The sequence below is a fragment of the Leptospira noguchii serovar Panama str. CZ214 genome (genome assembly GCF_000306255.2).
GTDB lineage: Bacteria > Spirochaetota > Leptospiria > Leptospirales > Leptospiraceae > Leptospira > Leptospira noguchii.
Genome location: NZ_AKWY02000019.1, coordinates 1 through 14,033 on the forward strand (window position 1 = coordinate 1; position 14,033 = coordinate 14,033).

Annotated in this window: 10 protein-coding genes and 1 pseudogene; 6 read left to right on the forward strand and 5 right to left on the reverse strand. The window is 34.2% G+C overall.

Annotation, left to right across the window (positions count from 1 at the left end; all coding sequences use genetic code 11):
- On the forward strand, nt 1-560 hold a 560-nt coding region (locus LEP1GSC059_RS07610; RefSeq protein ID WP_020980620.1), incomplete at its 5' end, for an IS982 family transposase.
- A 158-nt stretch (nt 561-718) separates the two neighbouring features.
- On the opposite strand, the gene LEP1GSC059_RS07615 is transcribed toward LEP1GSC059_RS07610, so the two are convergent.
- Nucleotides 719-1,678, reverse strand: coding sequence for a lysophospholipid acyltransferase family protein (locus tag LEP1GSC059_RS07615; protein ID WP_017213827.1), 960 nt, complete (start codon nt 1,676-1,678; stop codon nt 719-721).
- Between the two features lie 682 nt (nt 1,679-2,360).
- Between LEP1GSC059_RS07615 and LEP1GSC059_RS07620 the strand changes: the two genes are divergently transcribed.
- The 4 genes from LEP1GSC059_RS07620 to LEP1GSC059_RS07635 all read left to right on the forward strand — a co-directional run bounded on the left by LEP1GSC059_RS07620 (nt 2,361) and on the right by LEP1GSC059_RS07635 (nt 9,391).
- A complete protein-coding gene (locus LEP1GSC059_RS07620) occupies nt 2,361-3,074 on the forward strand; it encodes a 7-carboxy-7-deazaguanine synthase QueE (protein ID WP_020980628.1) in 714 nt (237 codons plus the stop codon).
- On the forward strand, nt 3,075-5,921 hold the full coding sequence (locus tag LEP1GSC059_RS07625; protein WP_002176453.1) for a DEAD/DEAH box helicase: 2,847 nt from the start codon (nt 3,075-3,077) through the stop codon (nt 5,919-5,921). It begins immediately after the preceding gene.
- 78 nt (nt 5,922-5,999) lie between these two features.
- A complete protein-coding gene (gene pheT / locus LEP1GSC059_RS07630) occupies nt 6,000-8,426 on the forward strand; it encodes a phenylalanine--tRNA ligase subunit beta (RefSeq protein WP_020980580.1) in 2,427 nt (808 codons plus the stop codon).
- Between the two features lie 401 nt (nt 8,427-8,827).
- The gene (locus LEP1GSC059_RS07635) at nt 8,828-9,391 is read left to right on the forward strand and encodes a gamma carbonic anhydrase family protein (protein ID WP_017213828.1); all 564 of its coding nucleotides are present in this window, start codon (nt 8,828-8,830) and stop codon (nt 9,389-9,391) included.
- A 123-nt stretch (nt 9,392-9,514) separates the two neighbouring features.
- On the opposite strand, the pseudogene LEP1GSC059_RS07640 reads toward LEP1GSC059_RS07635, so the two are convergent.
- The 4 genes and pseudogenes from LEP1GSC059_RS07640 to LEP1GSC059_RS07655 form a co-directional block, all read right to left on the reverse strand.
- Nucleotides 9,515-10,019, reverse strand: a pseudogene (locus LEP1GSC059_RS07640) (hypothetical protein).
- A gap of 192 nt (nt 10,020-10,211) precedes the next feature.
- Nucleotides 10,212-10,844, reverse strand: coding sequence for an LIC_13215 family putative lipoprotein (locus tag LEP1GSC059_RS07645; protein WP_017213829.1), 633 nt, complete (start codon nt 10,842-10,844; stop codon nt 10,212-10,214).
- Nucleotides 10,845-11,161: 317 nt separating this feature from the next.
- Nucleotides 11,162-11,746 carry a cytochrome C oxidase subunit IV family protein gene (locus tag LEP1GSC059_RS07650; RefSeq protein WP_002146746.1) on the reverse strand — a complete coding sequence of 195 codons (585 nt, stop codon included), beginning with the start codon at nt 11,744-11,746 and terminating at the stop codon, nt 11,162-11,164.
- Nucleotides 11,747-11,819: 73 nt separating this feature from the next.
- Nucleotides 11,820-13,088, reverse strand: coding sequence for a hypothetical protein (locus LEP1GSC059_RS07655; RefSeq protein ID WP_036057304.1), 1,269 nt, complete (start codon nt 13,086-13,088; stop codon nt 11,820-11,822).
- Nucleotides 13,089-13,132: 44 nt separating this feature from the next.
- Between LEP1GSC059_RS07655 and LEP1GSC059_RS07660 the strand changes: the two genes are divergently transcribed.
- Nucleotides 13,133-13,927 carry an LIC13212 family protein gene (locus LEP1GSC059_RS07660; protein ID WP_020980589.1) on the forward strand — a complete coding sequence of 265 codons (795 nt, stop codon included), beginning with the start codon at nt 13,133-13,135 and terminating at the stop codon, nt 13,925-13,927.
- Nucleotides 13,928-14,033 lie beyond the last annotated feature (106 nt).

A 14,033-nucleotide genomic window follows, 5' to 3' on the forward strand; every position in this document is an offset into this window, starting at 1 on the left:
TCATTGATTCTACAATTCTCAAAGTATGCGACAACAGAAGAATCCATTCTCATAAAGTATTTAAAAACATTGCACAACGAGGGAAATCAAGCACAGGCTGGTTTTACGGCTTTAAATTACATTTAATCGTAAATGATCAAGGTGAAATATTATCATTTATGGTCACTCCTGGAAACGTCGACGACAGAAACTCGAAAGTGATTTTCCCACTTGTTAAAAAGATTTACGATAAACTTTTCGGAGATAGAGGATACATCAGTCAATCTCTATTTGAAAGTCTTTATGAAAAGGGAATTCAACTCATTACAAAACTTAAAAAGAATATGAAAAATAAATTAATGCCCTTGGTTGATAAAATTCTTCTAAGAAAAAGAGCTATCATTGAATCGGTTAACGATGAACTTAAAAATATCTGCCAAATTCAACATACTAGACATCGGAGTTTTTGCAATTGGGCTGTTAATCTTTTAAGTGGTTTAGTTGCATTTTCATTCTTTCCAAAAAAACCGTCTTTGAATTTGAGATCTAAAGACAATTTACAACTTTTAATCTCTCCTTAGACCGAATTCACGTTAATTAAATAGGTACTCTATTATGTAGTTCTGAATAAGACGAATGGATAAAAATCGTTTTTAGAGACGGCTTCTATATAAAAATCCAAACAATCAGCTTGAGTAAACTTAGAAATATTATAAAAACTTAAATTATGAAAAGTGAATTAAATTTGACCGGGAAAATCTCCCGGTTTTGTTCTCCAACGTCTATGGACCCAAAAGTATTGTTCTGGAAAAAGTTTTACTTCTTCTTCTAACGCCTTTGTCCAAACTTTGGTGTAGTGACGAATTGCGGTTTCTCTATCTGGAAACGCTTTTTTATCCACAAAACCTAAGTCTTTGACTCGAACGATCACCTTTCCATTTTCTCCGCAAAGAACCGAATACAAAAGCATCTTTGCGCCTGTAAGATAAGCCATTAAAGCGGGGCCCTGATAGGTGGAGGCGGGGCGATTGAAAAAATTTACAAAAATTCCGACTTTACCCGCATTTTGGTCCGAGCCAAAACCTATCCAATAACCTTGTTTTAACATTTTGGTCACTTGACTGGATTCTTCTGTGGAAACGAGTTTGATTCCGTTTTTTGTTCTAAGTTTATAAATCAGTTTATCCACGAGAGGATTTCTAACTTTTTTATAAATCCCTCCGCCTTTCATACGGATTCCCATAAACTGAACTAAAATTTCCCAAGTCCCAAAATGACCGGAAATCAAAACGACTCCTACACCTTCTTCGTTTGTTTTCTTTTCGATCTCTAGAGATTTCGGATCGTACACCAAATAACGGTCCATCCATTTTTGATTCAAACGAGGAGCAAATAAAGTACCTGCAACTAAATTCCCGATATGAAGAACACTTTTCCAAACGAGTTCTTTCTTTTGAGATTCAGTATATTCTGGAAAAGCGTAGGAAATGTTTTCGTACGCAATCTTTCTGTGTTTTCTTGCAAACGGATAAAGAAGAATTACAAGAAATTTTCCGTATAAAAGACACAAACGATACGGTAAAATTTGAAACGGAAGATAAAATAAATAAACAAAGATAAAAGCAGGTATATAACGAATCAAGAGGACCCCGGAATTTTCTTTTCTTACAAATGGATTGGGTTCTATCCGGATTGACAAGCAAAAGAACAAGCAAATTTTCTTTGAACTCAAATTGTATGAGTTCCTACACTTTGAGTAAATCAGAATCAATATAACGAATCTTACAAGTTTATTATTTAGAGTTATATAAAAGAATACCAATATTTTGCATTCAAGCAGTGTTTTGCATAAAATCCACTACTGAATTTATAGTTCTGAGTAAGATAAAATTCTTGAATGTGGGAACTCCCTGTTTTTAGGAATATGAAAACTGAATCCGAAAAAATGAAGTGAAATACTATCGTTTTTCAAAGAAATTAAAATTTGAATCACAAACCAAATGGCAGGAACTTTTACATTTCTTTTATGAAATCAAACTTACTATTAAATTAAATACCGCAAATTTTAATCATAAAACCCTGTTTCAATACGGAATGTTGAGGATTCTGTTATATAGTTCTGAGTAATAGATTCTTTGAAGTGTAGGAACTACTGCATTATTTTTGAGTTTACTGTCTAATCTGTCAAATTGTGAGAACTCTTACATTCTCAAAAAACTTTTTGTCTACACCAAGTGTTACAAAGGAAAAAATTTGTCTTTTAAAAATACAACTCCGAGGGTTGACCGCAAAGGGTAGTTTCTAAATTCTGGAATTTGGATTTTTATTTTTTTGCGAACTTATCTTTGGTCTAAAGAAAAATCTTGTACTCGAAAGAACCCATGGACAATCTGAAAACGTCTATACATGAAATCTATCTTTCTCTTTCGGGAGAAGGGATTTCAACGGGTATTCCGACTATATTTGTTCGAATGGCTGGGTGTTCTCTTCGTTGTGGAATGGTTGTCGGAAGAAAATTATGGTGTGATACTCCGTATGCGTTGTCTCCAAAAGCTGGAGAAGAGATGAGTGTAAACCAAGTCTTGGATAAAATCCAAGAATTAAGTGTTGTAAATATTCAGATTTTACTGACTGGGGGAGAGCCTCTGGAAGGAAGAAATCGAGAATTTAGTATCACTTTAGGAAACGAAATTTTTAGAACTAGAAATTCTTCCAGTCCTTACCCAAGACCTAGGGTGGAAACTAACGGAGCGGAATTGATCGAAGGAATGGATCAATTTGTTTTTACAATGGATTATAAACTTCCTGGTTCCGGAATGGAAGATCGAATGAATTTGAAAAACTTGGAAATTTATAAAGAAAGAAAAAATCCTTTGGATGAGATTAAATTTGTGATCCGAGATAAAAAAGATTTCGAAAGGTGTTTGGAAATAATCGAAAAACACGCGTTAGTTGGAAATCTTTTGGCATCTCCAGTTCAAGGAGAGTTATCCCCCGAAATTCTTTCAGAATGGATGAAATCTTCTCTTGGTTCTGGGCTTAGACTTTCATTACAAACTCATAAGTATATCTGGGGAGATCAAAGGGGAGTTTAGTTGGAAGAAGTTTTACAACTCAGCCTAGACTTTGAATCTAAATCAAGTTCTGGTTATCGAGGAGATTTTTGTTACCTAACTAATTCTCCCGAATCTGGAATCGGAAAGATAGTTTCTTCGGTTGAAGGTAAATTTGCAATTGAATTCTCCACTTCTCAAACGAAAAAGACAGTTTCCGAAAATTCTACTTATTTGAGAATTCTTCCCAGTTATCCATTATCGCTTCGAAATGTGGAAGAACACTCTCATCTGATGAATTTGGCTCTCACTGCCTACGAATTAAAACTCACACACGCATTTGATAAACTTTCGGCTCTTTCAAATTCGAGGACTAGACTACTTCCACATCAGATTGAATCCACGTATATCGTAGTTAATAGCTTACGTCCACGTTTTATTCTCGCGGATGAAGTTGGTTTAGGAAAAACGATCGAAGCCGCTCTGGTTATGAAGGAACTTATCTTTCGAAGGGGATATAAAAAAGTTTTGATCGTAGCACCTTCTCCTTTGTTGGTTCAGTGGCAACAGGAGTTGAAAAATAAATTCAACGAAGACTTTAAAATTGTTAAACGAAGAAATTTTCACACAGACGGAGAAAAGAACTGGAGAAATTTTCAACACGTAATCACTTCCATTGACTTTATTAAAAATCCAAAATATGCCGAAGAAATTCTAAAAACAAAATGGGACATCGTAATCTTTGACGAAGCTCACAGATTGAGAAGAGACTATCATAAAATTACACGTGCTTATCTATTTGCTGAAAAAATTTCTAAGAAATGCGAATGTCTTTTGCTTTTAACAGCAACTCCATTTCGTGGAAAATTAGAAGAACTTTATTATCTAATGCATCTTATCGATCCAAACATTTTGGGTCCGTATCATACATTCGTAAATGATTATATTCTAGGAAACAAAGCGGATCTTAAAGATAAAATTTCCAGGGTTTTACTACGAAGAAGAAAAATCGAAGTCGGCGGATTTACCAAACGATTTGCCAAAACGGTCCGAATAGAATTATCGCCGGTCGAAAGGGAGTTTTACGAAGAGACGACTAATTACGTCAGAAGAGAATACAATCTAGCTATGAGAACTCAAAACCGTGCGATTGGGTTTGTAATGATTGTATTCCAAAAACTTTTGGATTCTTCCGTGTTTGCACTTTTGTCTGCGCTTACAAAAAGAAAATTTCTTTTAGAAAACAGATTTCATCATATTCAAAAAATGGAATCTAATTTGGAAGAATGGGATTTAGACGAAACCGAAGACGTGGAGGAATTTGTTTCAGGTTTGGACGAATCGGTTCAATTGGATCTTCAAAGTTTAAAAAGGGAAATTCTTTCCCTCAATCGGTTGATACTTTTAGGAAAAAAAATCAAAGAAGATAAAAAGTCCATTAAATTAAAAGAAACGATTCTCAAACTTCAAAAAGAAGGACATTTAAAATTTATAATATTTACTCAGTTTAGAACCACCCAGGATTTTTTGGCCTCGGTTCTTTCTGATTTTCAAGTCACTTTGTTTCACGGTTCTTTGAGTGCCGACGCAAAGGAAAAAGCGATCGTAGAATTTAAAACAAAAACGGAAATTCTAATTTGTACTGAAGCCGGAGGAGAAGGAAGAAATCTTCAATTTGCAAATGTTCTTTTTAATTACGATCTTCCTTGGAGCCCGCTTAAGATAGAACAGAGGATTGGAAGGATCCATCGATTTGGTCAGAAGGACAACGTGTTCATATTTAACTTTGCAAGTAAGGACACCGTAGCAGAAAGAATTTTAGAAGTACTTACAAGTAAGATCCGTTTGTTTGAAGAGTCGATCGGATCTTCTGACGAACTTTTAGGCGCGATCGAAGACGAGTTGGATTTTAATTCTTCCTTTATGAAGTTCGTTACCGGTAATAAGTCCAAAACGGAAATGGAAGAAGAAATAGATAACCGGATCAAAATTGCCAAAAAAGGTTTTGAAAAGTTAGGCGCTCTTGTTACTCCTAAATTGATCGATTTTAATCTTCAAGATTATTACAGTCATACACTTGAAGAGCGTTCGTTTAACAATACTCATTTGGAAGAATTTGTTTCTCGTTTTACCAAAATTTTTCCGGAAGAAGCGGGTTTTCAATTGATCCGGAAAAAACCGCAAATTTACGAAATTGATTCTCCGCAATATAAAGGAAAATACGGAACGTTTGATTCCGAGTTGGCGCTTCAAAACGACAGTTTGGAGTTTTTGGCTTTTGGTCATCCTCTAATAGATAAAACGGTTTCTTATCTGATTCAAAATCAAAAAGGATGGAATACTTCTTTTCATTCTATTTCTAATAAAGAATATTATGTTTTTCTGGTAGAGTTTCAATTTACTCTCAATCGGACCGAGTTATTTTACTTTGAAACAAACCCTAATACTGGTTCTGTAAAACAAATTGAAACACTTCCAGAAGAGCTTAGGGAATACAATTCTTTGACAAGATCGTTGGCGATTTCTCCACATCCCGAGCTACCAACTCGACTGGAAGAAAATTTAATTCGAACTTTTATTTCTTTAGATGAAATTGTAGAATCAAGAAAAAAAGAACTCGGGGACCAAACCTTAGATCTTTTTCAAAAAGAAGAATTTAAAATCAGAACCAGCAATCAAAACACTCTAAGACAACTCGAAGAAAAATTGATGCGTCAAGAGGCCGCGTTTAAATGGGAAGGAAAGCCAGAAAAAAAATCGGCCATGAATCGAACTAGAAATGAAATTCAAAAAGTGAAAGAAGATTTTGATCGAGAGCTTCGTAAGGTGAGAAACGGCAAAACGATTCAACATCGATTTCAACTTTTTCAAGTATATCTTCCTTCTTGAACTGGAAAAGTTTTACTGCTCGACATCCGATTTTAATCGAGGTTTCTGGAACTTAATCATTGGACCGGAGTTCTATACGTGAAACTTTCTTTAGATTGGATGAACGATTTTACACCCTTGAAGGAGGTGGGACTCGATGCGATCTTAAAGAAGATTGCGATTTCTGTTTGTGAGATCGACGACGCGGCACAGTTTCGTCCTGAATTGGATTTTGTAAAAATTGTTCGGATCGAATCTCTGGAAAAACATCCTTCTGCGGATAAACTCCAAATTGCTCAGGTTTTTGATGGAGGTTCTAAATCTCAAATTGTAACCGGAGCGACTAACGTAAAAGTAGGCGATCTGGTTCCTCTAGCGATTCCGGGAGCAAAACTAGGGGACAAAGAAATTTTAGAATCTGAACTTAGGGGAATCAAAAGTTCGGGGATGTTATGCTCCGAAAAAGAACTTTTTTTGTCGGAAGAAAGTAACGGTGTCTGGATTTTAAATGGACTTGACGAAGCCAAGGTCGGCAAGACGGTTCGTTCATTGTTATATTATGATGATATTATATTTGAAGTTGATAATAAATCTATTACACATAGACCGGATCTTTGGAGCCACTTTGGTTTTGCGAGAGAACTCGCTTCTCAACTTCGTTTACCGATTATTTTTAATCCTTTCGAATCTCTTTGGAATTTTGACTTATCTGTCAAACTTCCGCAAGTATTAGAAAATCAGAATGCACATTCTTACTACGCGTCTTCAATTTCTGGGATTTCTGTCTTTCCCTCAAAAAGAAAATTTCAGTCCAGATTGCAAAAATGTGGAATTAGAGTGATTAACAACATAGTGGACGTTTCTAATTATGTGATGTTGGAAATGGGTCAACCCACTCATTTTTTTGATAAGAAATTTTTAGAAAATCAAGGTGGAATTTCTCTCGAAGTTTCTTTTGCAAAAAAAGGGGAAAGTTTTGCGCTTTTAGACGAAACTTCTCCTACTTTAGAAGAGGAAATTTTATTGATCCGTAATCAAGGGAAACCTGTAGCAATTGCAGGTGTGATGGGAGGTAAAGAATCTGCTGTACAAAATACTACGACGGAAATCGTAATGGAATCCGCAGTTTTTGCAAGAGAAAGGGTTCGTAAGTCTATACGTTCCACCGGCATTCGATCCGATTCGTCTGTTCGTTACGAAAAAGGGCTGGAAGCAACTACAACTCTTCCTGTAATTCGTCGCGCGCTTAATCTTTTAAAAGAAAATGGTTGTTCCAAATTGAAAGCAAGCGAGCCAGTAGGATTTTTACATACTCCTCATAAAGAAATTCGTATCCATACGGATATTCATTTTATTAATGCGAAGTTAGGTGTTACTTTGTCTCAAGGGGACATTACGGATATATTAGAAAGATTGCATTTTACAGTTTCTTGGAAAGGAGAACATTTGGAAGTTTTGGTCCCTAGGTTTCGTCATAATTACGACGTGACTATTCCGGAAGATCTTGTAGAGGAAATCGGAAGAACCAAGGGTTACGATACGATCCAAGTAGTTCCTTTGTTGGCGGAAGTCAAAACTCCAATCCGAAACCTAAGTAGGGAGTTGGAAAGAAAGTGTAAAACTTTTTTTGCTATAGCTTTAAAATATCATGAAGTTTTTAATTATTCTTTTCAATCTTACAAAGAAAACGAATTTTCTGGAGACCCTAAGCTTTCGGTAAAAATTAAAAACGAAATGCCAGAAGAACAATCCGTTTTGAGAAATTCGCTTTTGCCGTCCTTATTAAAAAATGTCCGTACTAATCAGGATCGATTTTCGGATATAAAGATTTTTGAATTTGGTCGTGTATATTTTAATCTTCCAGAACCGGAAAATGAAAAGAAAATTTTTGCTTTTGCGGTTTCCTTTGATAGAAAAAGTTCAGAAACCGATTTAAAACTTTTAGAAGAAGATTTTTTGAAAGTAAAAAAAGAGATGGAGTCTTTTTTAGAATCCATTCAAATTTTTGAATATACTTGGAAAATACAACAAGAAACTATCTTTCATCCGGGCGCAAATTTGTGTTTGGTGATAAAATCCAGAAAAGATGACTCAGAAGTCTTTGTAGGTTATTTAGGATATGTTCACCCAGCAATTTTAGATTCTTTTGAACTTAAAAAAAGGGTAATTTACGGTTCTTTTGAATTTGAACGGATTGTAGAACTTTGGAATCAGAATCGGAAAGTTTCTCGTTTTGTGACACCTTCTCAATTTCCGGAGGCAGAAATCGATCTTTCAATTTTGGTTGGAGAAAAAGAAAACACAAACGTATTTACAGATCTTGTAAAATTGGAAAAAATTCCCGAATTACAAGAAGGTTGGGTATATTCTCAATTTATGGGTGGGAACGTTCCCGAAGGAAAAAAGTCAGTGAGTTATCGTTTTCGATTGGTGAACTACGAAAAAACTTTTACTCAGGAAAGAATCAAAGAAATTTCGGACCAGTTAGTCGCTCTTGCGGGAAAAAGCGGATTTGTTTTGAGGTAGAAAACTAGCTTCAAAACCTAGAAGGAACTAAAAGATAATCCTTTAGAAATTTCTAATAAATGCTGTAGTTTTATAGAAATCCTCACATTTTTACGTTTATAAATTTTATAGTGGCGTTTTTGAAAAATGAATTCCCTATCTATTTTTTTTTATGGAAACGGTCAATTGAAAGCTTTTGTTAATCTGGGCTATGGAAATTTTCAAAAACCCTATTAAAATTTAGATTTTGGTATAAGTTCAAAATTCATTCTAAATATATAATTTATAAAAATTGAATTTACTGTATAAAATTTTATTTTTAAAAGTTTGCCATCAAATTTTATGAAAGGCTAATCAAAACATATCATTTTTTGTAGACTTGTTAGAATCCTTTATTAAAGTCGTTTGGGGAAAAAATCCAAATGAATATTCATCAAACTGCATTTATTCATCCTCAGGCGACTGCAATTGGTCTTGTTGAAATGGGGCCTTATTCTTCTCTTTGGCCAGGAGTGGTGGTTCGTGCTGACATGAATCGAATCGTTTTGGGTAAAGGGGTAAATATTCAAGACAATTCTACTCTTCATACTGATTCAAGTCGCGGAATCACGATTGGAGATTATACATTAGTTGGTCATAATACTATGTTACACGGATGTAAGATCGGAAAGGGTTGTCTGATCGGAATCGGAAGTATCGTTTTGGACGAGGCTGACGTTGGAGACGGGGCAATGGTAACCGCTGGTTGTATGATTCGAGGTGGAAAAAAAATTCCTCCTGGAGCTATGGTTATACAAAAAAATGGAGAATTAAAGATTTTAGAAGGAAAAGCAAAACCCATTTTAAGTGTAGCGGGTTGTTTGGAATATATTGCTCTTTCGGATCGATTTCAGAGAGGAATTTTTGGACCTTTTACTCCGGAAGAGGAAATTGAATTTCAAAACCGTGCAAAAACGATCTTAAAAGAAATTGGAATTCCTTATTAACATTAAATATATATTTTGCGAACATACGTTTATAAGTTGGAAAAGTTTACACATTTTGAAGAAATATTTTAATTTCGAAATTATTGTATATTCCATTTTTTAAAATTGTTTGTAGAACTTGAATCAATCTTTTTTCCTAAAACCTAATTCCAAAAAATTTTGGTTAAATAGAGTTTTATTTTTTGAATTGAGGGCGTTCACTTTTTTCTCTATAATCCTAATATGCAAATCGACGTAATCGTTTCGATAAGCGTCTCCTTCTTTTATTGTAAAATCTATGATCGAAAAAATTCTACCTCGTTTGGTAGGCTTACTGATTTGAAATGGAAGTTCTTTGTGACCTTCGCCGTTCAACGAAATTTTAAATAAAGATATAAAATTGGTAGGAAATTCTGTGTTTGCCACCCAATACGATCTGATATTTACCATGTGTTTTTGTCGGAAATCGAACCAATGCAGAAAAATCCTGATTCAATTTGAAGTTTAAATAAAATGGATAACTGGAAGTTTCTTCTTCTCTAAAATAATCAGTAAGTGTAATATCATGACTCCATATTTTATTTGTCGAAAGAAAAAATAGAAATAGTATCCATAAGAATAATTGAATTTGTTTTGAAAAAAGTTTCATTTAAGTATAACTCCTTTTTGCGATTTTAAGTTTCTAAAAATTTTATTGTTTTTATTAGAATTGTTGAAAAATTAATTTTCCATCAGTTTCTGTTTCATGAAACTGTAGATTAAAACAGTTTTGTTGATCTGAACTATGGAATTTTTCAACAACTCTATTATATTTCTGAATGTGGTTGATTTGAAATTAAGCTTATAATTTAACAAACTTATTTAGAAGTTCCAAAACTTTGGGGCCTTTGGATCGTGAGTCTTTATCTAAAAATGTTCCCGTAAAAACGTGAGCTTTTTTATTAACAATAAAAATTCTTTGGTAATTATGAACTTTAACATTTTTGCCGCCGATAAATTGTTCAAACCTACTTTCTAAAAGCAAACTTTCCATTCCGTGAATTTTAGATTTTTTAGGAGGGCTGATCATTTCGTATTTTTGAAAGGCTGTCGGATAGAATCCGGTGATTGCGGAAACATAATCATCCAAGGTAATCTCCCTAGGCTGCTTAGAAAGATCTTCAACCGTATAATTGATGTTTGTATTGAATGGTTGGACTTGTGTACTATTTTGAGGATATTCAAATAGAAAAAAATTAACTCCTACTATTTCCAAAGCCTTTTTGATCTCTGGGTTTGGTGTAGCGTTTTCTGTTTGGTCTATAAGATTTTGATTGTCGCTAAAATACCAACCTTCGTAATCAAGCCCGAGTCCGAGAGCTGGAATTTGAACCACTTGTGCATTTGGATCGAGTTTATGTTCTTTTTTACAACTCAGGAATATAAGTATCAAGATAAATAATAAAAATGGAATACGAATTAGATTGTGTTTCATAAAGGATTCTCCGGAAAATGAAAAAATCTTGGATTAAGAAAAGTGAGTCAATTGATTCTTAGGAAATTTTTTTAAAAACTCAAAAACAACGATTATTCAATCAAATTGTTATTATAAGACATTACTAAATTAAAAAATTATTTTATAAAGAACAATTCTATTTTAATTAGAACTTACGTTTTTAACTCTATCTAAAGAGTTCGAATTTTTACAAAAGTTTAAATCAAGTTGTTCTATGAATTAAATTTCCGAAAATAGAAAAGCCGATCATCAAGATCGGCTTAAGCTTACGTTTTAAAAAGATCAGCGTTTATCGATTAGAACGCAAAAGAAAGTAAAACCTTAAATCTTGTAAAAATATCCGCTGCAGAAAATCCGAACAATAGAAGAAGAAACAAAAATCCGGATCCGAAAATAACCCTGTTCATCAAAGTATCGTATTTAAGATGCATAAAATATCCGAGAACTAAGGAAGCCTTTGCAGTCGCTACCGCCATTGCTATGATTACGTTCATTGCACCGAAGTCGATACCCGCAACCCAAACGGTGACAAATGTAAAAAAAATCAAAGTAGCAAAAATCAGAGAATAAGTTTTAACAGAAATGATATGGTGTGAACCGTGCCCTTCTTCTTCGTGAGCCTTTTTTACAGGACTACCTTTTAATTTTTCTTGGCCTTTTAAAACTACTTCTTGAAGGAACTTTCCTAATTTATTGTCTTTGTTTCTTTCAATAAAATCTTGGAGTTTATTTTCTTCTAAAACTTGGGAAGAAAAGTTAACGGTAAACCCCACGAGAGTCGCTTTGATAATCGCTCCGGCTCCGATTACAAATCCGGTAAAGGGAATTAAAAATCCAATGCTGACGATTACGTAAAGTGCGTAGTTTAAAAACAGTTCCATTTTTTATCCTAAAGTTGGTTGCGGATGGTTTATAGGACATACTGCCAGGGTCTGAAAAAGCCTCAAGTACATTTCAGTAAAGAATTCGTTTCCTCCATTCGGAATAAAACTTTTGGATTCTGTCTTGCATCCTTTCTTCGGAGTTTTTTAAAAATTTCAAAAGAATCCAAGAAGTCCCATACGGTTTTCCGGATGCAAAACGATCCGGAGTTAAAGGAAAAATTTCGATTTCTTGGGATTTGCCCCAATCGTAAATCCATTGTGAATAATTCGGGATCGTTCGTTTCAAAGGCAAAGTAAGAATGGAAAGGTTTTTTTCGAACGTGTTTCTTTTTTGTTGAAATAGAACGGATTTAGAAAATTCGAATAGAATTCTTCCCATAGACCATCTGTAATTGGTTTCACTGATCCTTTGTATTTTTTTTATGTTTTGAGAGTAGAATTCGAAACCGTCGATTGAAACCGGACCTTGATATTCTGGAGAAAAATTTTCGGATAATTTTTTTACGATCGGTTCTAAAAGAAAAAAGAAAAATTCAGATTCTTTTTGGGAAGTAATATAAGCGCCGTTATATGTTCCTCTTTCATCGCAGATTTGGATCGTACTTCCTAAAAATGTGGGAACTACTGCATTAAAATCATAGAGGCACGAAAAATCATAAGTTCTCTGAACCCAAGGTTGTGCCACACAGGGAAACCAAGCAGATTCTTTTTGAAGGTCAGAGCTTCCCCACTGTTCCGAAGTAATAGAAGTGAATTTGAGAATTTTATGTCTTCCCGAAAAACTAAATTCCGGCTTAAGAACAATTTTATCTGTCTGTAGTTCCGACCATTCTGAAATTAAATCGTAGAGGTCGTAAGATCTCTCTAAAATTTTTGAGGGAATATCTTGAAAATCTTGTTCTGATTTCCAACGGGTCAAAAGGATCTTAGAGTTTAATCTTTTGGAAAGACTTGCTTTTTCAGAAGAAAAAAGAATTTCCCCCGAGTCGTTTAGATTGGAAACGGAGCCCCATTCTTCCCAGATTCTAATCGGATCGATAGTAGAAGAAGATTGAAGAATTTTCTTTGAGTTTTTTTTGAAAAGTTGGAAATCACAAAATTGAATTCCTCTATCTTTCCAAAACTGAGTCCAACTCGGGTCTGGAAGCTCGTGTAAAAACAAAATCGTAGAAGGATTACAAATCGATTGGAAAAGAAAAAATAGTGTTTCCAAAGACCGATTCTTTAAATCTAATCTTTCAGGTGCTATACTGGAAGATCTTAACTCTTCTTCGAAAAATCCGTTGAACCTACAATAACGAGTCATAATACTTCGAAATTTTTTAGTTTGTAAAATCAAGAATGAGGGATCAGAATTTCGATAATCTGAATAAGGGTAAATTTATGAACATCCGTATTTTTTTATTTCTGATCATTCTTACCATTTTTGGTTTAGGGGCAGCGCCTAACAAGGTATTAACGCTGGAAGAGAAGGAAGAATTAAGACAGGTTGAAACAGTACGCAAAAGTGGTTTTACGGATATAGAAGTGGATAATCTACACGCTTCGATTGCCGGAAATATTTTAAAAATCAATAATTTACTTGGAAACGAAACGTATAAAAAAGCGCTCCGATATATTGAAGACGAACCACGTGAAGCCGGTAAGTTTTTATTTCAAGACAAAGAAAATAAACAATACCTTCAATTGGATTTAGGTCTTGGTCAATCTTTTGCTGATTATCCGAAAACGTATCTATATCAATCTAAGATTTACATTTACCCTGGAACCGACGGTAAATCTCTGGAAAAGATCATTCTTCAGTTTAAAAGGACGAACGCAAAAGGAGAGGTTTTTATTCGAGAGATGAGAAGACTCATCAATCATTCTCCTAAAGGGCCAACTTTTTTAGGAGATGGAAAAAGAACCCCTAACAATAATAGTGAAATTCTTTTAGAATTTTTTTCGAGTCACGACACAGATTTTCTTTGGCCTGATAATCCTATTCAACCCGTACCTGCAAGTGTAACCACTAAGTTAAACGACGTCACAAATCCTCTTCCTTATAACAAACAAAAACAGATCATTCTCCAATACAAAAGATATTTGAGAAAGGTAGATAAGATGGTAAGTCTTAAACTCCATACTATGGAACTGGACCAGAAGATGATGATTTCTAAAATGTTGGAATTTCAGTGATTTAAAGAAAGTTACTATAAAATTTCAAAAGATGCACCAATCAAATTTTTGCATGAGATTGACCATTGCTAAATTAAACGTGAGTTCGACGTAAGAAAATTTGGAC